16 protein-coding genes are annotated in these 20,200 nt (G+C 64.4%); 8 read left to right on the forward strand and 8 right to left on the reverse strand.

Annotated elements, in window-relative coordinates:
• Positions 1-78 precede the first annotated feature (78 nt).
• The 4 genes from XH88_RS08220 to XH88_RS08235 are packed head-to-tail and all read left to right on the forward strand — an operon-like array spanning position 79 to position 3,543.
• Positions 79-837, forward strand: a complete 759-nt coding sequence (locus XH88_RS08220; RefSeq protein ID WP_271614909.1) for an ABC transporter substrate-binding protein — start codon at positions 79-81, stop codon at positions 835-837.
• 28 nt (positions 838-865) lie between these two features.
• Entirely contained in the window at positions 866-1,519 is a 654-nt protein-coding gene (locus XH88_RS08225) for an amino acid ABC transporter permease (protein ID WP_271614910.1), read from the forward strand.
• The gene (locus tag XH88_RS08230) at positions 1,516-2,247 is read left to right on the forward strand and encodes an amino acid ABC transporter ATP-binding protein (protein WP_271614911.1); all 732 of its coding nucleotides are present in this window, start codon (positions 1,516-1,518) and stop codon (positions 2,245-2,247) included. Before XH88_RS08225 ends, XH88_RS08230 begins: the two co-directional genes overlap by 4 nt.
• Positions 2,248-2,259: 12 nt before the next feature.
• A complete protein-coding gene (locus XH88_RS08235) occupies positions 2,260-3,543 on the forward strand; it encodes an NAD(P)/FAD-dependent oxidoreductase (protein WP_271614912.1) in 1,284 nt (427 codons plus the stop codon).
• A 54-nt stretch (positions 3,544-3,597) separates the two neighbouring features.
• On the opposite strand, the gene XH88_RS08240 is transcribed toward XH88_RS08235, so the two are convergent.
• Both XH88_RS08240 and XH88_RS08245 read right to left on the reverse strand, forming a co-directional pair.
• A complete protein-coding gene (locus XH88_RS08240; RefSeq protein ID WP_271614913.1) occupies positions 3,598-3,816 on the reverse strand; it encodes a hypothetical protein in 219 nt (72 codons plus the stop codon).
• Between the two features lie 189 nt (positions 3,817-4,005).
• The gene (locus XH88_RS08245) at positions 4,006-5,595 is read right to left on the reverse strand and encodes a gamma-glutamyltransferase family protein (protein WP_271614914.1); all 1,590 of its coding nucleotides are present in this window, start codon (positions 5,593-5,595) and stop codon (positions 4,006-4,008) included.
• Between the two features lie 118 nt (positions 5,596-5,713).
• Here XH88_RS08245 and XH88_RS08250 point away from each other — a divergent pair, with 118 nt between their 5' ends.
• Positions 5,714-6,487 carry an enoyl-CoA hydratase-related protein gene (locus XH88_RS08250; RefSeq protein ID WP_271614915.1) on the forward strand — a complete coding sequence of 258 codons (774 nt, stop codon included), beginning with the start codon at positions 5,714-5,716 and terminating at the stop codon, positions 6,485-6,487.
• A gap of 151 nt (positions 6,488-6,638) precedes the next feature.
• Here the strand turns inward: XH88_RS08250 and XH88_RS08255 are convergent, their stop codons facing one another.
• On the reverse strand, positions 6,639-6,812 hold the full coding sequence (locus tag XH88_RS08255) for a hypothetical protein (RefSeq protein WP_271614916.1): 174 nt from the start codon (positions 6,810-6,812) through the stop codon (positions 6,639-6,641).
• A gap of 9 nt (positions 6,813-6,821) precedes the next feature.
• Positions 6,822-7,055, reverse strand: a complete 234-nt coding sequence (locus XH88_RS08260) for a DUF6894 family protein (RefSeq protein WP_128968079.1) — start codon at positions 7,053-7,055, stop codon at positions 6,822-6,824.
• 206 nt (positions 7,056-7,261) lie between these two features.
• Between XH88_RS08260 and XH88_RS08265 the strand changes: the two genes are divergently transcribed.
• The 3 genes from XH88_RS08265 to XH88_RS08275 all read left to right on the forward strand — a co-directional run bounded on the left by XH88_RS08265 (position 7,262) and on the right by XH88_RS08275 (position 11,383).
• Positions 7,262-9,337: a PQQ-dependent sugar dehydrogenase gene (locus XH88_RS08265; RefSeq protein WP_271614917.1), complete on the forward strand. Its 2,076-nt coding sequence runs from the start codon at positions 7,262-7,264 to the stop codon at positions 9,335-9,337.
• Positions 9,294-10,235, forward strand: a complete 942-nt coding sequence (locus tag XH88_RS08270) for an SMP-30/gluconolactonase/LRE family protein (RefSeq protein ID WP_271614918.1) — start codon at positions 9,294-9,296, stop codon at positions 10,233-10,235. Before XH88_RS08265 ends, XH88_RS08270 begins: the two co-directional genes overlap by 44 nt.
• A 122-nt stretch (positions 10,236-10,357) precedes the next feature.
• Entirely contained in the window at positions 10,358-11,383 is a 1,026-nt protein-coding gene (locus XH88_RS08275; RefSeq protein ID WP_271614919.1) for a histone deacetylase family protein, read from the forward strand.
• A 105-nt stretch (positions 11,384-11,488) separates the two neighbouring features.
• On the opposite strand, the gene XH88_RS08280 is transcribed toward XH88_RS08275, so the two are convergent.
• From XH88_RS08280 to XH88_RS08295, 4 genes are all read right to left on the reverse strand, one after another.
• Complete coding sequence (locus XH88_RS08280; RefSeq protein ID WP_271614920.1) at positions 11,489-12,469, reverse strand: LLM class flavin-dependent oxidoreductase; 981 nt, start codon at positions 12,467-12,469, stop codon at positions 11,489-11,491.
• Complete coding sequence (locus tag XH88_RS08285) at positions 12,466-13,197, reverse strand: 4'-phosphopantetheinyl transferase family protein (protein WP_271614921.1); 732 nt, start codon at positions 13,195-13,197, stop codon at positions 12,466-12,468. The genes XH88_RS08280 and XH88_RS08285 overlap by 4 nt, the downstream gene beginning before the upstream one ends.
• 231 nt (positions 13,198-13,428) lie before the next feature.
• Positions 13,429-13,773, reverse strand: a complete 345-nt coding sequence (locus XH88_RS08290; protein ID WP_271614922.1) for a hypothetical protein — start codon at positions 13,771-13,773, stop codon at positions 13,429-13,431.
• Positions 13,733-20,161: a non-ribosomal peptide synthetase gene (locus XH88_RS08295; protein WP_271614923.1), complete on the reverse strand. Its 6,429-nt coding sequence runs from the start codon at positions 20,159-20,161 to the stop codon at positions 13,733-13,735. Before XH88_RS08295 ends, XH88_RS08290 begins: the two co-directional genes overlap by 41 nt.
• Between the last annotated feature and the right edge of the window lie 39 nt (positions 20,162-20,200).

The raw sequence follows: 20,200 nt of genomic DNA on the forward strand, positions 1-20,200 counted from the left end.
GCCGAAACGGCTTGGCCCGCAACGTCTGATCACGACTTGCGCGAGCGCCGCCATCGGCCAGACCCAAAGGGGGATGCGATGAAGCGTTTTGGTCTGGCCGCGATCGCGGCGCTTGCGATTGCTGCGGTGATGCCGGCTCGAGCACAGCAGATGCTGAAGGTCGGGTCGACGCCGACGGGCATTCCGTTCACGTTCCTCGACACCAAGACCAACTCCATCCAGGGCATCATGGTCGATCTCGTCACCGAGATCGGCAAGGATGCCGGCTTCAACGTGCAGATCGAGCCGATGCAGTTCTCGGCGCTGATCCCGTCGTTGACCTCGAGCAAGATCGACATCATCGCGGCCGCAATGTTCATCACGGCGCCGCGCAAGGAGGTCATCGACTTCTCCGACCCGATCTACACCTATGGCGAAGGCCTGGTCGTGCCAAAGAGCGACACCAAGGCCTATGCCACGCAGGACGATCTGAAGGGCGAGACCGTCGGTGCCCAGGTCGGCACCGCCTTCGTCGACGCGCTGAAGAAGACCGGCCTGTTCGCCGAGGTGAAGGCTTACGACACCATTCCGGACATCCTGCGCGACGTGAACACCGGTCGCCTCAAGGCCGGTTACGCCGACTATCCGATCCTGGCCTACAATCTGAAGCAGGGCGGCTTCCCCGAAGTCCGTCTCGTCGACGGCTACAAGCCGGTTACGATCGGTTCGGTCGGCATTGGCGTGCGCAAGGGCGAGACCGCGCTGCTCGGCAAGATCAATGCCTCGCTGGCGAAGCTGAAGGCCAACGGCACCATCGACAAGATCCTCAATAAATGGGGCCTGAAGGCTCAGGGGTGATCGATAGAGGCTGATCGTAGGCTGCCCGATGAAAGGCTTCTGGCACGACGCCGCCGAGTTCTTCCCGATCCTGATGAACGGCGTCGCGTTGACGATCGTCGTCACCATCGGCTCGCTGCTGCTCTCGACCGTGCTCGGCCTGATCTGGGCGATGATGCGGGTCTCCGGCATCAAGACGCTGTCGATGCTCAGCGCCAGCCTGATCAACGTGATCCGCGGCATCCCGATCATCGTGCTGCTGTTCTATCTGTACTTCGTGATGCCCGATCTCGGCGTCACGCTTAGCGCACTACAAGCGGCCATCCTCGGCCTCGGCATCGCCTATTCGGCCTACCAGGCGGAAAATTTCCGCGCCGGGATCGAGGCGATCGACAAGGGTCAGATCGAGGCGGCGCAGTCGATCGGCATGGGCTGGTGGCTCACCATGCGCCGCGTGGTGCTGCCGCAGGCCGTGCGTATCGTGCTGCCGCCTTACGGCAACGTCATGATCATGATGCTGAAGGATTCTTCGCAAGCCTCGACCATCACGGTCGCCGAGCTTGCGCTGCAAGGCAAGCTGATCGCGTCCTCGACCTTCAAGAACACCAGCGTGTTCACGCTGGTGGCGCTGATGTATCTCACCATGAGTATCCCGCTGATCCTGCTGGTCCGCCACTTCGAAAAGCGGGCCGGCAAGAAATGATCGAGCTCACCGACGTCCACAAGAGCTTTGGCAAGGTCGAGGTGCTCAAGGGCATCACGGCCTCCGTGCAGAAGGGGGAGGTGGTCTGCATTATCGGCCCATCAGGCTCCGGCAAGTCGACCATCCTGCGCTGTATCAACGGGCTGGAAAGCTACGACCGCGGCGAGATCAGCGTCGAGGGATTGAAAGTCGACCGCGATGCGCCGTCGATCGTGAACATCCGCACCCAGGTCTCGATGGTGTTCCAGCGCTTCAATCTGTTCCCGCATCGGACGGTGCTGGAGAATGTCGTTGAAGGACCACTCTTCGTGAAGAAGGAGCCGCGTGCGCAGGTGCTCGAGCGAGGCCGGGCGCTGCTCGCCCAGGTCGGGCTCGCCGAGAAGGCCGACGCGCATCCGCCGCAGCTCTCCGGCGGCCAGCAGCAGCGCGTCGCGATCGCGCGTGCACTTGCCATGCAGCCCAAGGCGATCCTGTTCGACGAGCCGACCTCGGCGCTGGATCCTGAATTGGTCGGCGATGTCCTCGGCGTGATGCGCAAGCTCGCCGACGACGGTATGACCATGGTCGTCGTCACCCACGAGATGGGCTTTGCCCGCGACGTTGCCGACCGCGTACTGTTCATCGATGGCGGTGTCATCGTCGAGCAGGGGCCGGCGAAGACACTGCTCAACCAACCCCAGCACCCGCGCACGCAGGACTTCTTGCGCCGCGTGCTGCATCCGCTCTGACCGGTTCTCGCCATGACGCGCCTGCCGCTGCCGCCCTCGCTCTATGCCGACACCGCTGTTGCTCCAGTGGCAACGCCGCCGCTCGATACAGACAAGAGTGTTTCCGTCGCAATCGTCGGCGGTGGTTACACTGGCCTGTCCACGGCGCTGCATCTGGCGGAGCGGGGTGTCGATGCGCTGGTGCTGGAGGCGCAGGAGCCGGGCTGGGGCGCGTCGGGCAACAATGGCGGCCACACCAATCCCGGCCTGAAACATGATCCCGATCAGATCGAGGCCGATTTCGGCCCCGAGCTCGGCCGCCGCATGATCGCGTTTTCCTACGGCACCACGAACTTCACCCACGACCTGATTCGCCGCTACCAGATTCCGTGCGAGGCGCGGCAGAACGGTACGCTGCGCGCGGCCTATAACGAGGCGAGTGCTGCCGCGATCGGGAAGACTGCGCAGCAATGCATCCGTCGCGGCATGCCTGTGACCTATCTGGGCCGCGAGCAGCTGCGCGAGATGACCGGCACCGACCGCTACATCGGTGCCATGCTTGATACCCGCGGCGGCGACCTGCATCCGCTCAGCTACGCGCGCGGCCTTGCGCGTGCGGCCATCTCGGCGGGTGCGAAGGTGCATGGCGAGACGCCAGCGCTGTTGCTCCGTCGCGACGGCAGTCGCTGGCGTATCGAGACGCCGCGCGCGATCGTCCACGCCGACAAGGTCCTGCTTGCGACCAACGGCTTTACCGACGATCTCTGGCCGGCGCTTCGCCGCACCATCTTGCCGGTATTTTCCTCGATCGCTGCGACCGCACCGCTGTCCGACGACGTCGCTCGCTCGATCATGCCGACGCGGCCGGTGCTCTACGAGAGCGGCCATATCACGGTCTATTACCGCATCGACCAGCACAACCGTCTCTTGATGGGGGGGCGCGGCCCGATGCGCTGGATCAACTCGCCCGATGACGTTGCCTATCTGATGCGCTACGCCGAACGTCTGTGGCCGCAGCTGAAGGGCGTCGCCTGGACGCATGGCTGGAACAGCCGGCTTGCGATCACGAAAGATCACTATCCGCACGTGCACGAGCCGGCGGAGAGCATCCTGATCTCGCTTGGCTGCAATGGTCGGGGTGTCGCGCTTGCAACGGCCATGGGCGCGCAGCTTGCCCGCCGCTTGATCGGCGGCGCCAAGACCGAGATCGACATGCCCATCACCGGCATCAAGCCGATCCCGATTCATGCGTTCTGGCCGGTGGCCGTGACGACGGCCGTCATCGCAGGGCGTGTGCGCGACCGGCTCGGCATTTGAAGAAGGCGCCGCTCCACCGGGGAGCGACGCCTTGCACGACGAGCGGATTGAGTATCAGCAGCGGCCTTGCTTCCACAGGCCCGGCGGACACCCGTAACCGCGCCAGCCGACCTTTCGGCCGTGATACCAGCCGGGCGGCGTGCCATGGTAATAATGGCCCATCCCGTGACCATGACCGTGACCGCCTCCATATCCGCCCTTGGCGAGCGCGGGGCTGCTCAGCGTGAGGCCGGCTGCAACGATCAGCGATGCGGCGAGCGCGAGTCTTTTCATCATGTCCTCCAGGTGGGCCCGATTCAGGGCAAGCGCATTCGTCCGTTCAATGAACGAATCGTGAGCAGCTAAGTTCCCCGCAAATGTGGGGAAGTCGTGGCTCTCGCGCAGATGCGCAAGCGCGCGCTGGTACCGTCTCACATTGATCCATGGGTCGTTGCCGCCGGCGGGGGCTTGTCCCGCGGATGCTCAGCCTTCCGCCACCGCGTCCGCCCAGGGCTGGAAGATTTCGACCGCGCCGGAATTTGTGTCGCCGTCCCGCATCACCACGCTCGGGCAGGCGAATTTCATCGGCAAGGTCTGCACCGGCGCTTCCTTGTAGTCGAAGCGGGCGGCAAGCGCCTTGCGTGTATCTGCCGGCAGCCTGATGTCGCCGAGCACGATCGCGCCTTCGCTGCAATCGATGCGGGGCTGGTGGATGGCGGCATCGAGGTCCATGTCGAAATCCATCGCGAAGGACACGAGCTGCATGACCGAAGGCAGGATGCGGCGGCCGCCGGAGGCACCAACCGCGAGGCGCTTGCCATTCCTGGTCTCGGCGATCACCGGCGTGTAATTGGTGAGGCAGCGCTTGCCCGGGGCGAGCGAGTTGGTCGTGCCGGGCGTCGGATCGAACCACATGATGCCGTTGTTCATGGGGATACCGGTGTGCGGCGTCACATATTTCGAGCCAAAGGAAGAGAGCAGTGTCTGTGTCACTGCGGCAATGTTGCCGTCCCGGTCGACCACGGAGAAATGGGTGGTGCAGGCCGGCGCCAGATATTCGGCGCCGAGCGAGCGCTTGCCTTCGGCATCGCCCATGTCCTTGAGCCGCTCGGCATAGGCCGCTTGCAGGGCTACGGCATATTCGGCATAGGCGGCCGTATCCGGCGCGCCTGTCGGCTTCAAATTCTGCTGCAACAGGCGCAGCGCATGCGCCATGGTCGGCCCGGCCGTGAGCTCAGGCGTCGCAAGCACCTTGCCGCCGCGATAGGGGATCGCCAGCGGCTCGCGCAGATGCGCACGAAACGCGGCGAGATCCTCGATCGACAGCGAGCCACCGTCGGCCTTGACGTCGGATGCGATGCTCTTGGCGAGATCGCCCTGATAGAAGTCCCGTGGTCCGGCCTCGGCGAGATGCAACAGTGTCGCCTTCAAATTGTCCTGCGGCAGTCTCGTCTCGGCCTCGATGCTCCAGGGCGCGCTCGGGGGCAGGCCGTCCTTCAAGAAGGCAGCTGCGCTTGCCGGATAACGCCGAAGATCCGTCGCCGCGCCCGCGATCGTCAATGTGGTCCACCAGTCGACGAGCAGGCCTTCGCCGGCGAGCGCCGCGGCCGGAGCAACCAGGTCTTTCCACGGCATGGTGGCGTAGCGGCGGTGCGCCTCCTCCATGCCGGCGACGACACCGGGCACCGCGATCGAGCCGGGTCCGTGCACGTTGCGATCGTCCTTCACCCGCGGCCATGGAAAAAGGTCGGTAGCGACGCGATCTCCGGTGATGGGATAATCGGCGGCGCGCAAGCTCTGCGGCGCGCACATGCCGTAGTCGATCACCTCATAGCGATTGGCCTTGGCGCGGTAGAGCACCATCGCACCGCCGCCGCCGATGCCGCTGTTCCAGGGCTCGAGCACGTTCAGCGCAAAGGTGGTCGCCACGATCGCATCGACGCAGTCGCCGCCCGCCGCCAGCACTTGCGCTCCCACCTCGGCCGCCCGTCGCGATTGCGAAGCGACAATGCCGCCCTTGGATGTGACGGCGGGTTTGCGGACGGCTTGGTTGAGGCTGAACTGATGAGGCATGATGTCGTCTTGACCTCTGTCTTGGCTTCGTTGCGCGGACGTCGAAGCTCCGCAATTGGCGGAGCACGCGAAGAATGGCACATTGACGCCAACGAGAACATCGAAAGGGAGGCACGACATGGCTGGTGTGAAACAGGCGCGGGATGACGCGGTCGGGATCTTGACGCTCGACGAGCCGGCCAGCCTGAACGCGATGACGCCGGACCTGCTCGGTGCGCTCGCAAACGGAGTCGCCGAGATGACGGCCGATGCGGAGGTTCGCGCCCTCATCCTCACCGGTGCCGGGCGCGGATTTTGCTCAGGGCAGAATTTGAAGGCAGCCGGAGCGCTCGGAGAGGACCTCGCCGCCGGCGTGACGCGCTTCTACTGGCCGGCCTTCAGAGCGTTGCGCGAATGTCGGGTGCCGGTCGTCGTTGCCGTCAACGGTGTCGCGGCCGGCGGCGGCTTCAGTCTCGCGATGGCCGGTGACATCATTCTTGCAGCGCGTTCGGCAAATTTTATTCAAGTCTTCAGCCGCATTGGGCTGGTGCCCGACCTGGGCTCGACCTGGCTGTTGCCGCGGCTGATCGGCCGGCAGCGCGCGCTCGAACTGATGCTGCTCAACGAGCCGCTGACGGCGGAGCGCGCCCAGGAGATCGGCCTGGTGCGGCAGGTCGTCGAGGACGCGAAGCTGATGGCGGAGGCCTTGGCGCTGGCGCGCCGTCTGGCTCAGGGGCCGACCCGTGCACTGGTGGCCACCCGCACGCTTCTCGAGGAGAGCGAGCACACCAGCTACGAGGCGCAGTTCCGCCGCGAGATCGAGCTTCAGGCCACCATTCGCCAAAGCGCCGACGCGATCGAGGGCCGCAAAGCCTTCGTCGAGAAGCGTAAGGCTAAGTTCACGGGAAGGTGAGGCGGCCCGCGCTTTTCTCCCACCCGGGATGCCCCGGGACCTGACCCGGGCCTCCACGTCTTGCCGCGCGCTCCAAAAACGTGGATGGCCGGGACATGCCCGGCCATCGCGACGTAGAGACATCATTTGAGAAAAAAGCTGCGAACCCGATTCAGAGCCCGCGGTTCAGCCGGCTGGCCTGATATTTGGCGTGCCATTTCGGGCCAGGGCCACGCATGTAGTGCAGCTCGGGGCGATAGGGGTTGCCGGCGATCTGCACCAGCTTCTGCCATTTGCTGGCGACGAAGGTGAGCGGTTGGCGAAACAGGTTCAGGGAAGCGAGCATGGCATCACCTCAATGCGGCTTGCCGAGCATGGCGGTGAAGGGGAGATCCAGAATCTCTTCGCCGTCGTCGTCGCTGATATGGATCACCCAATCGCGCCAGTCTTCAGCGCCGGGCGTCAGGATCATCGAACGCATGATCTGGGCGGCGCGGTCCCGCGCCTCGGTCAGGTTGGCGACTGCGGTGCCGTAGCGATCGATCAACGTGCCTTCGGCATTCGAGCAGTGGAAGTACATCTGAACCATACACGCCTCCTCTGGAAAGCGATTTGGATGGCATATCGATACCAGCCGAAACGAACGAAAAATATTCGGGTCAAGCCCGGTAAGGAAATCTACGGAGTTTGGTCGGCACGAAGGACTCCGCGGGTTTGATCACAGGGGAGTGATCTTCAACTGGACGACGCCCGTATGGCGTGGAACAAGCTTCGACCGAAAAGTCGGGGGGCACCGTGAATCAGCTCACATTCCGGAATGGACGGCGAAGCTTGCGTGTCAGTGTCGCCGCCTTGGCCGTGATCATTCTCGGCTTTGCCTCGCCGGCCGCGTCCGAACCTGTGCGAAAAAGCGGCTACACGCTGGGAACGGAGACCTGCGGCGGCGGCGGTCTCGCCTTTCCCAGGCTCCAGATCGACATGAAGGCGGGCTTTTGCGCCGGCCTTGTCGCCAGCGAGGAAGACCATCTCAAATTTCCGCGGTCGATCATCCAGGTGCCCGGCCGTGACCTGTTCGTGGTTGCCGATATGGGCGGTTGGGGACACGTCGATGGACGGCTGCTGCTGCTCGATCCCCACGCGGCCGGTGGCCAGCGATTCAAGGAGCTCCTGACCGGGGTGGAATATCCGTTCGGCCTCGTGATCGGGCCGGACAAGAAGCTCTATGCCTCGACCGCCGAGACCATCTTCCGATTCGATCCGCTCGCTGACAATCCACGCAGCACGGTCGAGACCATCATTCGTCACATGCCGGGCCGTCGCATCACGCTGCCGGATGGGACGAAGCTCGACGAGGCCGCGCATCCGCTCAAGCAGTTCGTATTTGATCGCAACGGGCGGCTGTTCGTCAATGTCGGTGCCCACAGCGACGACTGCATCACACCGGCGCCGATCACCAAACCTTGCGCTGCGGCCGAAGGCGCCTCCGCCATGGCCGCGATCTGGCTGTTCACACCGCCGTCAGGCGGCATCTTCCCGGGGTTGAAGCCGAACGATCCCGATCCGCCGCACACGATCTACGCGCGCGGCCTGCGCAATTCAATGGCGCTGGCGCTGCACCCGAATTTTCCCGATGCCGGCTACGCCTTCCTGCAAGGCGAGAACGGCCGCGACCTGCCCGATATCTTCAAGCCGAACGAGGAGATCAATGCGATCGAGCAGGGCAGACATTATGGCTGGCCCTATTGTTACGACCTGTCGACGCCGAGCCCGGAGTTCAAACTCGTGCTGCAATCCGGCGTCTACAAATCGCTTTGTACGAGTAACACGCTCTACAAGCCTCCGCTCTCGCTGCTGCCGCCGCACGGCGCGCCACTCGCGATGCTGTATTATCACGGGGCAAAATTTCCGGAGCTCGAAGGCAAGCTCTTGGTCGGCCTGCACGGCTATCGCCCAACCGGCAGCCGCGTGCTGATCTACGACGTTGACGACCACGGCTTCCCCAAGCCAGCTCCGGCACCGGTGCGCTATCACGTCAGTTGTGCGGCAGACCCGACCCACAATTTTCAGACTGACACCGGCGATGTCGCTGCTGCGCCATTCGAGGAGCTGATCGCCGGCTGGCACCGCGTCAACGGCGCGCGGCCGCAAGGTGCGCCGGCCGGCATGACGGTTGCGGACGATGGTGCGATCTGGCTGGTCGAGGACAAGAACCAGACCATCATCCGCATCGATCGCGCTGCGGACGATCCGCCGCCGTCGCTGCCCTGCGACACGCGCAGTCAGGCGCTGATCGACCAGCTTGCTGCCTTCGTCGCCAGGGATACGCAGTCCAAGATGCGGCTCACCGCGCTGCGCAAGAACCTTGTCGAAAAGCACTGCGTCGGCTGCCATTCCGATTTTGGCCTGAAGGCAGGCCAGTCTGATGCAGACAAGGACGCGGCCGCGCTCCGTTTCATGCTGTCGCAGGATGGCTGGATCTATCCGGGCGATCCCGCCTCCGGCAAGCTGTGCACGCGCCTGCGCGGTATCGGCGCGGAGAGGCTGATGCCGCCGGGCGGCGAGGGATTGCCGAAGACCGAGCCCGGCTACCCGGCCCTGCTCAATACGGCTGATCTCTTCGTTGCCAAGATGGTTCCGGGAACACCGATGCGCATCAGGCTCGGCCTGCCGCAGCGTAAGTTCTTCAGCAAAGCCAACAAGGAATGCGGCGAAATACCGGCTGCCAAGGTCGTCGTCGTGACACAAAGGAACGCTGTAGACAAACCGGGCTTCAGTCGATTCTTCCGGCCGGCCGATCCTTATTTGAATGGCGAGTGCAGCGACGACGATGGCTATTACATCCGGCAGGAGTTTCTGGTGCCCGTGCAGTAGCCTTCTGCTTGTTGTGGCAACGCCGCTTCTCGCAGCCGAGACCAAGCTGTTCGAAAGCGTGCAGGTGACGCCCGCCGGCGAGTACACACATGGCATTGAGGGGCCCGCCGTCGATCTCGATGGCAACCTCTTCGTCGTCAATTTCGGCGCGCCCGGCACGATCGGTCGATTGCCCGCGGGCGGCGCAGCATCGGGAACCTTCACGACACTCCCCGAGGGCAGCATCGGCAACGCCATCCGATTCGATCGCAGCGGCACGATGTTCATCGCCGACTACAAGAAGCACAACATCTTTGCGATCCCGAAGGGCGCAACCGAGCCGGTCGTCTGGTTTCACTCGGACGAGATGAACCAGCCCAATGACATCACGATCGCCCGCGACGGCACGATCTATGCGAGCGATCCGAACTGGAAGGGCCGGGAAGGCCACATCTGGCGCATCGCCAAGGGCGTCGATGGAATGGTGCAAGGACAAATCATGTCGGCACCGCGTGCGATGGGCACCACCAACGGCATCGACCTCAGCCCAGACGGCAGGACGCTCTATGTCGGTGAATCCAGCAATGGCCAGGTCTGGTCCTACACCATCAATGGCAACGCGCTCACCGATGCAAAGCTCGTCAAGGCGTTTCAGCCTGATACGATCGACGGCCTGCGCACCGACGTCGCCGGTCGCCTCTATATCGCGCGCATCCTCAAGGGCACGATATCGCTGATGAAGCCCAACGGTGCGGTCGAGCGCGAGATCGCGCTGAAGGCCAAGGAGCCGACCAATCTCGCCTTTGGTGGCAGCGACGGCAAGACTGTCTTCGTCACCCAGCGCCAGGGCGGCTTCATTGAGTCCTTCCGCACCGATAGGCAGGGCCGCGAGACCTGTCTCCAGCGTGGGCGATGCTGAACCTTACGCCGATCTGCTTCCGGTGCAGGGCGGAATGACACGGGCGGCATTCTTCTTGCTTGCATCTGGCCGCCGCAGGGATCAAGTACTCTGCGGCGCTGTTGAAGAGCACGGAGTCTTGAGTGAAAGCCGTCCATACCGAACTGCACCGCAGCCACGATCCGCAATTCTTCCTGGTTCGCGGCGTCGTCAAGCGCACCACCGAGCAGCCCGAGCGCGCTGATCGTCTGCTGCAGGGCTTGAAGGACGGCAAGCATCAACTGGTCGAGCCGACCACATTCGGGCAGGGGCCGCGCGCGCGCATTCATAGTCCGGAATATCTGTCGTTCCTGAGCGAAGCCTGGGAGGCCTGGACGGCGCTGGGCGATTCCGGTCCCGAGATGATCGGCAACATCCATCCGGTGCGCCATGCTGCGACCTATCCGACCCATATCGTCGGCAAGCTCGGCTGGCACACCGCCGACACCGCAGCTCCCATTGGTCCGGGCACATGGGCGGCGGCCTGTGCCGCAACGGATGTCGCCGTCACCGCAGCGCAGCTGGTGATGGACGGCGAGGATGCGACCTATGCGCTCTGCCGCCCGCCCGGTCATCACGCCTATCGCGACATGGCCGGCGGCTTCTGCTTCCTCAACAACAGCGCCATCGCGGCCGCGCATCTGCGGAAGAAGCACGAGCGCGTCGTGATCCTCGACGTCGACGTCCATCACGGCAACGGCACGCAAGGCATCTTTTACGCGCGCCCGGATGTCTACACGATCTCGATCCACGCCGATCCGATTGCTTATTATCCCTATGTGTGGGGCTACGCGCATGAGCGCGGCGAGGGCCCCGGCCTCGGCGCCAATCTCAACATTCCCTTGGCCATCGGCACCGGTGACGACGGCTACCTCAAAGCGATGGACGTCGCCCGCAAGGCGATCGAATCCTTTGCGCCCGGCGCGCTCGTGATCGCCCTCGGCCTCGATGCGTCCGAGCATGATCCGCTGAAGGGCCTCGCCGTGACCACACCCGGCTTCCGCCGCATCGGCCAGGCTATTGCTAGGATGGGCCTGCCGACCGTGTTCGTGCAGGAGGGCGGGTATCTCTCGGATATTCTCGGTGCCAACCTGACCTCGGTGCTGGTGGGGTTTGAAGAAGCGCGGTGAGTCGCGCCGAAGGTCGTCCTGCCCGGGCTTGTCCCGCCACGTTCGTCGTGCTGTGTGGCAAGGCGTGGATGGCCGGGACAGGCCCGGCTATGACGAGAAAGATACCTAAAACATCCCGCTCGCCCTGAGCGCCTTGCAGACGTGCTGCATCTCGGTCTCGTCTGCGACCATGTCGAGCATGACAGTGGTCAGTCCCTTCGCAGCAAAATCCTTCAGCTTGGCGCCGATCTCGGCATAGCTGCCGACGAGATAGGGGCAGTCGGACTGGAACGTGAGGTAGGGCAGCAGCCAATAGCCGTTGTCGGCAAGCTCGCCGCTCTGGCCCTCATAGAGCTTCCGCTTCCAGACGGAATCCGAATTCTCCACCGTGAGCGCGAGCAGCTCGCGATCGTCAGGGTTGTCGCGAAAGCGCGCCTTGGCCGCCCGTCGCGCCTCGTCGCGACTCTCGCGCGCGAAAATACCAAAATTCATGCCTGATGCTCCGAGACCGCGATCGAGGTCGGGTGGCAGCATCTGCATCTTGATGCAGCCGGTCTCCTCTGCGACGCGCTGTGCCGCATCAGATTGGCCCGCGATGAGAAATTCCGGCATCAGTTCGGCCGGCAGGCGTGGCCGCAGCTGCAAATTGCTGGCGCGATAGAATCGGCCCTCGACATTCACCGGGCGCGGGCTCGTGAGCAGTTGTCGCATCAGGGCGACGAACTCGCCGAGGCGAACGTAGCGGTCGGCATGCGACTGTTCATCGCCCAGCCCCCGCAGGTCGCTGATCGCGGTCCCCGTGATCATGTTGAGATAGACCTTGCGGCCGTGGAGCTGCGCCAAGGACGACACGAACTTCGCCGCCGTGAACGGGTGCATGTAGACCGGATTGACCGCGATCAGCGGCGAAGATCGCGTCGTCGCGGCCATGATGTGTTGGGCCATCGCCCAAGGCTCGACAAACACGTCGTTGCCTTCGAACAGCAGAATGCCCTCAAAGCCGTTGCGGTCGGCGAACTCCGCCACCTGCATCAGCTCGCCGACATATTTCTTCGGATCGCGGTTGCGCGAGATCGCGGGAAAGACGCGCAGCCGCGCCGGCGTCATTCCGCCGCTTCCTGGAGCGGCCAGGTGTTGCGAATGATGCGAAGGCCGCCAGCCGCACGGGAGCCGTCGGCGACCGCCAGACGGTGCGAGGGCGACGGCGAGCATAGCGAAAAGCGCCAGCCTGCGGGATCGTCGGCGATGTCGGGCTTGAAGCTGATCCCGATCGCATCCCGCGATACCCGCATCGCGAACGCATCGAGCGGCAGGTTGAGCCCAAAACCCCGGGCCTTCAGATAGGCCTCCTTCAACGTCCAATAGTCGAAGAAGCGCTCGATTGCGGCCGGTTCGGGCAGGCCACGCAGCGTTTCGACTTCTTCCGGCGCAAAGAAGCGGAGCGCGGTCGATAGCGGCGCGACGCGCCGCGACACGGTCTCGACGTCGACGCCGACCGCCTCGTGCTTTGACACGACGCAAGCGACACAGCCATCGGCATGCGACAGGCTGAAATGCAGGGCCGTTGTCTGCCTGGGCGCAGCGACAAAGGGCCGCCCGTAGCGGCCGGTCGAAAACAACCAGTCGGTCGGCGCGACATCGGGCGCCGCATGCGAGAGCGCCATGCGCAACATTGCGTGCGCGAAGATGTATTGCCGCTGATGCCGCTCGAACTTGAAGCGGTCGGCGCGCATGCGTTCGTCGGCCGAGAGCAGTCGCCGGCAGCCATCGACCACACCCGGCGAGCCAATGCTCTCGATCAGTCCGACAAACAGTTCGATCTCGTCGTCTGCCATTAAAAATGGGCCCATAGTGTCAGGTGGAGGCCAAATCCGGCCCTGACCGAAGAATCAACCGAACAGGAAGCGACTGAGCGGACTGCTCCTAGCGGTCCATCCGGGCAAATTCTTGTCAATTGCTGGCCGGTTTACAGCCGCAAGCTTGTGCGAGACCCCAACTCGACAGGCGAGCGGCCGAAATTCGAAAATTAAATCCGGAGAATCGTGCGGCGTCCCGGCCGACGAGTCTTACTTTTTCTTCTTGGCCTTCTTTCCGCCCAGCACCGAAAGGCTGGCATCGACTTCCTTCAGCGCGGACTGGAGCTTCTTCTTTTCGTCGGTGAGCAGCTTTTGCAGGGCCTTGCGGTCCTTGTCGCTCAACGAGGTGCCTTTGGTAAATTTGATGAAACCCATAACACTCCCCCGGTTGAAAATATCGTCCCGATCAAAACACGGGAATAATCTTGCGCGCTGGCGCCAAATAATCAAGATGCAACTTGACCATGCACAGCTTTGGCGAGTGGAAATCCGTTCGGCGCCGACGAACGGCCGGTCACGCCGCGCGGCGATCGAGCAGCCGATGGAGCGGTGCATGGGGCTGGGCGAGGGCCGCTCCCAGCAGCGTGACGAGATCCTCCATCCACGTGCCGACCATACCGCCGTCGAGCAGTTCGCGCTTGTAATTGCATGAACCGGTGATCCCGCTCGGGCGCTCCTTCAACATCAACGACAGCCAGGTCTGGTCGACCGGCAGCACGGGTTGGCCCTCGCGTGCGACGTCTCCGGTCGATCGCACTGCGACATTGGGCAGGTCGAGCGGCTGGCGCAATGGATTTTGCAAGGTGAAATAGACCTGGAGCAGCGACGCCGGGTCGATGCCCTCCTGCTCCAGATGGTCGGCGAGGATGTTGAACGGCAGCTCCTGTCGCGCATGGGCCTCGAGCACGCCTTCGCGCACCCGCGCCAATCCTTGCGTAAACGACAGATCCGGCGTGATTCGGCTGCGGACGATCACGGTGTTCTCGAACGGACCCACGATCCGTTCGGTGTCAGGTTGGGCGCGGTTGGCCATGGCGGTGGCGACCGAAATGTCGGTTCGTCCGGTCTGCGCCATCAGCAGGGCCTTCAGGCCGGTCAGCAGACACATGAAGAGCGTGGCGCTGTGCTGGCGCGCATAGGCCGTGAGGCGGGCGACGAGATCGCGCTCCAAGCTCAACGGATGATGGCCCGTCGACGCACCCGGCCGCGCTTCGCCCTCGAACAGGGGGGCTGCGCCGCGCAAATTCTCGGTCCAGTCGACCGCCTGCCGGCGGGCCGCCTCGGTGCTGCACCACCAGCGCTGCCAGCGTGCGACGTCGGAGAACGCGAGCGGCACCGTTGGCAGAGGCGCCGATGGACGGCCTGCCAGCGCGGCATAACGGCACGACAATTCCTCGAACAGCACGCCGATCGACCAGCCGTCGGCGATGGCATGATGCAGCGTCAACAGCAGGATGTGATTGTCGGCATGCAGCCGGAGGAGCCGTGCCCGCAGCAGCGGTGCCCGGGCGGTGTTAACAGGGACATATGCCTCCTGCGCGATCAGGAGTTCGATCTTCTTTGCTTCGAGCGCCCTGCGCCGCTTGTTGTTGTGGGGCTGTCCGTCGCCGATAGTCTCGACGGTCAGCGCCGGGCCCAGCGTAGCGGGCGCGACGATGTGGCTGACCGGCTCCTCGCCATTCCAGCCGAACGCGGTCCGCAACGAGTCGTGGCGACGCACGATGTCATCGAAGGCCTGCGCCAGCAGGTGCGGATCGATCGGACCGTCGAGCCTGAAGGCAAAGGGCAGGTTGAACAGCGGTAGATCAGGCAGGTTCTGCTCGATCCTTATCATCTGGTCCTGTGTGATCGACAGCGCGGGCGGTCCGCTGTCGGCGAGGCGGGGGATGCCGGCCGCAGGCCTTTGCGGTTTCGTTGCCACGGCCTCATCGATCCGCCGGGCGAGCTGCTCGATCGTCGGCGCCTCGAAGATGGTCTTGATCGGCAGCGAGACACCGAGCGCGCGGGCCACGCGCGCCATCGCCTGACCCGCCAGCAGGGAATGACCGCCAAGGTCGAAGAAATTGTCGGTGACACCGAGGCTCTCGACCCTCAGCAGATCGATCCAGATGTCTGACAGCACCTTTTCGGTGAAGCGTCGCGCCGGCACGGCTGCCTCGGTCCCGACGCTCTCCTGTTCCGCGGGCGCCAGTAGCGCGGAGCGATCGAGCTTGCCGTGGGCATTGAGCGGCACCCGGTCCAGGAACAGGAATGCGGACGGGATCGCATGAACAGGCAGCCGGCTCTTGAGGAAGTCGCGCAATTCGCTGGCGCTGGTCTGTATGCCGGGTTTGGCGACGACATGGGCGATCAGCCTGACATCGCCACTGGCGTCGCGGCGCGGCTCGACGATGCCGGCGCGCACGCTTGCGTGGTCGGCAAGCGCGGCCTCGATCTCCTTGAGCTCAATGCGATAGCCGCGGACCTTGACCTGAAGATCGGCGCGGCCGAGGCATTCGATGGTGCCGTCGGCGCGCCGGCGGGCGAGGTCGCCGGTGCGATACAGGCGCGCACCCTGCCTGCGCGCGAACGGATCGGGGATGAAGCGTTGCCGGCTTTGCGCGGGATCGTTGATGTAACCGCGGCCGACGCCGGCGCCGCCGATGCAGAGCTCGCCGACGACGCCGATGGGCTGCGGCTCAAGGTTCGGATCGAGCACGTAGAGCTGGGTGTTGGGCAGTGGCGCTCCGACCGGAACATTGATCGTCGCCGTGTCCGGCGCCTTGGTCAGCCGGTGCAGGGAGACGTCGTCGGAACATTCCGAAGCGCCATAGGCGTTGATCAGCGGCACATTCGGGCAGCGGGCGAACCAGGCGCGGCAGAGCTCGATCGCCAGCGGCTCGCCGGTCGAGATCAGCAGCCGCAGCTCGGCAAAGGCGCGCAGCATCGGCGCTTCGTCGAGACGTTCCAGGATGACGCGGAGCAGCGAAGGCACGATCTCGAGCACCGTGATGCCCTCGCGTTTGATCTCCCGCGCCAGCAGCATCGGATCCTGCACGACCGCATTGCCGCAGACATGGACACGCGCGCCGGTCATGGGACCGGCGAGGAACTGCCAGACCGAGATGACAAAGCTCTGCGGTGCGGTTTGCGCGATCACGTCCTTGCTCGTCAGGCCGAGCGCGGAAATGAGCGACGCCAGATGGTTCGACAGCCCGCGCTGTTCGATCATGACGCCCTTTGGCGCACCGGAGGAGCCGGAGGTGTAGACGAGATAGGCAAGGTCCGAGCTTGTGCGCTGCGCCGCACGGGCGACCTTCGTCGGTTCGAGCGCAATCGCGTCCTCGAGCTTGGCCACGCGGATGCCCCCGACCAGCGGCTCGAGCAGCGCATCGACCATGGCGGACCGTGCGCGCCCCACAAGCAGCACGCTTGCGCAGCTTGATCCGAGGATGGTTGCGAGCCGCGTCGGCGGCTGCTCGGGATCGAGATTCAGGAAAGCCGCGCCGGCGCGCTGCACCGCGATCATCGCCGCGAGCAGATCGGGCCCCCGGTCTGCCAGCAGTGCGACCACGGTTTCCGCACCGACGCCTTCGCGGATAAGCCAGCGCGCGATCGCCTGGCTGCGGTGCGCCAGTTCGCGAAAGCTCAGGACGAGATCTCCATCGGATACCGCGATGGCGTTCGGCGTCTTCTTCGCCTGCAGCTCGAACAGTTCGCAGACATTGCCGCGCGTGGCGAAATTGGCTGGTCTGCCTTTTGCCGGTAACCGCCGGCGTTCAGCCTCCGTCAGCAGGGGCAGGCGCGAGATGCGCTGCTCGGGATTGGCGATGACGGCCTTGAGCAGGGTCTTGAACTGATCCCCCATGCCCTCGATCGTACCCGCGTCGAACAGATCGGTGGCATATTCGAAGAAGCCGGTGAAGCGGCCCTCGGCCTCGACCAGCTCCAGCGTGATGTCGAAGCGCGCGACTTGCGGGTCAACCTCCAGCCGGCGCGTCGACAGCCCGGGGAAACGCGCGGCCTCAATCGATGCATTCTGGAGGATGAACATGACCCGGAACAGCGGATTGCCATCCGTCCTGCGCGCGATCTGCAATGCGCGCAGGACCTCCTCGATCGGAAGATCCTGGTTGCGATAGGCATCGAGCGTGACCTGGCGCACCCGCCGCAGCATTTCGCCGAAGGTCGGGTCACCGCCGAAATCATTGCGCAGGATCAGCGTGTTTGCAAACAGACCGATCAGGCGCTCGCTCTCGATCTGGTTGCGGTTCGCGATCAACGATCCGGTCGCGACATCCTCATGCCCGGTATGACGGAACAGCAGACACTGAAAGACCGCGAGCAGCGTCATGAAAGGCGTTACCCCCTGATCCTGGCCCAGCGCGCGAACGCCGGCCGAAAGGCTCCTGGGTAATTCGAAATAATGGCGGGCACCGTGGCCGCTCCAGATTTCGGGCCTCGGCCGGTCGGTGCGCAGCGGCAGCGTGGTGACGCCGTCGAGCTGCACTCGCCAGTAATCGAGCTGCTCCTTTGCTGCGGGCGTTTCCGCCCAGCTTTGCTGCCAACAGGCAAAGTCTCGATATTGGAAGCTCGGCTGGGGCAGCTCCGCCGTGCTTTGTTTGCGTGCCGCAGAATATGCGGCGGCGAGTGCTTCCCAGAACAGCCGCTGCGACCAGCCATCGGTGACGAGGTGATGGATATTGACCACCAACGCATGGCCGGACTTGTCGAACGAGAGCAGCGTGACCTTCAGCGGCGGTTCGCGGGCAAGATCAAATGCGTATTGCGCGAGCTTCAGCGCCTCGCGCCGGACGACCGCAGGCCGCCGGTGCGCAGGACAGGGTTTGAGCTTGATCCGCGCGAGCCGCGGCCGGGCCTGAAGCACGCGCTGCACGGGCTCGCCCTCGCATTCGACGAAGACCGAGCGCAGCGCCTCGTGACGTGCGCAGATTGCAGCAAGGCCGGCCTCGAGCGCGGCGAAGTCCACCGCGCCCTTGAGGAGAGCGACCTCGACCACGTTGTAATTATAGCGCGTCAGGTCGAGCCGCGAGAGCACATACATCCGCTGCTGCTGGAACGAGAGCGGCGCGTCTTCCTCGGAAGCCGTCTGGCGCCATGCCGGTAGCACCCCATCGCGATGCGTCGTCGCCTCGATCCGGGCCGCAAGAGCACCGACGGTGGCGCAATCGAAAATGTCCTCGAACGAGAAGTCCACGTTGAAGCGCTCGCGCAGACGCGAACGCATTTGCGTCACCGCGAGCGAGTCCGCGCCGAGCGCAAACACGTCCTGATCGACGCCGACTTGCGGAAGCTCGAGCAGAGTGGCCCAGATATCCGCGAGCTGGGCCTCCAGCGCGTTGCGCGGCAGCTCCGTATGATCGTCATGATGTGCGGCCGAAATCAGCTCGGCCAGCGCATTGCGCTTGACCTTGCCGCTCGCGCCTTTCGGCAGCGCCGCCACGCTGCGGATCAGACTCGGCACCTTGTAGGCGGCAAGACGCTTGCGTGCGAACTGGCGCAATTGATCGGAGGTTGCCTCGGAATCGGGACGCAAAACCACGAGGGCGGCGACATTCTCGCCGAGCTTTGCGTGCGGAACTGGGAAGACTCCGGCTTCCAGCACCGCCGGGTGGGCCAGCAGAACCTCTTCCACCTCCAGCGGCGACACTTTCTGGCCGCCGCGGTTGATGATGTCCTTGATGCGGCCGACGATGAAGAGATAGCCGTCGGGATCGAGATGGCCGAGATCGCCGGTCCGGAACCAGCCATCGCGGAAGGCGGCCTGTGTGGCCGCTTCGTCATTATAATAGCCGCGGCTCATGTTCGGTCCGCGCAGCACGATCTCGCCCCGCTCGCCGGGCGCGAGCGTGCGGCCGGTCTCGTCCATGATCGCGATCTCAGGACCCGCGGCGCGGCCAACCGATCCGACCTTGCGCAGTTCGAACGGATTGGCAGCAATCTGCGAAGCCGCTTCGGTCATCCCGTAGGTCTCGAGCACGGGAACACCGAACGTTGCCTCCAACCCGTTGAGGATGGCGGGCGCGAGCGAAGACGAAGCAGAGCGAATGACGCGTAGCGATGACGATCGGACGCGTTCGGGGCTGGCTTCCGCAGCCGTCAGCAGTGCGCGATGAATGGTGGGCACTGCCGTGTACCAGGTCGGTTGCAGATCGCGCATCCAGCCGAAAAAGGACGGTGCGTCGAATCCGCCAGTCACGATCACGCTGGAGCCCGCCGCGAGCGCCGTCAGCAAGCCGGAGATCAGGCCGTGGGCGTGAAACAGCGGCAGGACGTTGAGCAGGCGATCCTGCGATGCGAGCGACAGCACGCGGCCGGCATTTTGGGCGGAGAGGCAAACGTTGCGATGGGTCAGCGGCACCATTTTCGGTCGCGCCGCCGTGCCCGATGTCAGCAGGATGAATGCATCGTCCTCGGCGCGCGCGCTGCCGCCTGCGCTGGCTGGACCGATTGTCGGGCCGAAGAATCCGCAGTCGCCGAGATCCGTCTCCGGTCCTGGCACGAAATCGATCACCGGAATGTCGAGCGTCCGGGCGATGTCGCGGCTCGGCGAATTCGCGTCGGACCGCGTCACCAGCGCCGTCAGCTTCATCTCGCGGAAATAGCGTTGCAGCTCGTCGCCGGTCAGATCGGGATTGACGGGGACACAGGCACAGGCCGAGGCAACCGCGATGAGAGCCAGCGCGCTGTCGGCCCCGCGCGGCAGCGCAACAGCAATCCGGTCGGAAGGTGCTATGCCGAGCCCGCGTAGCGTACCGACGAGATGCTCGATCGTGGCGCCGAGCCTGCCATAGCTCAAAGGCGGCCGACCAGGGGCAAGCAGGGCAGGCGCCGACGGTATCGTTCGCGCATGGAAGGCGAGAAGGCCGCCGATCGTATCGGCTCCGACGCCCGCGCCGCCCGACCCGCCTCCTGTCCCGGATGCAATTGCCGACAATGCCATTCCCTTTTGATCTGATTGGGCTATTCTTTCCTGGAGTTA

It is taken from the genome of Bradyrhizobium sp. CCBAU 51627 (assembly GCF_028128765.1).
In the GTDB taxonomy this organism is placed as follows: domain Bacteria; phylum Pseudomonadota; class Alphaproteobacteria; order Rhizobiales; family Xanthobacteraceae; genus Bradyrhizobium.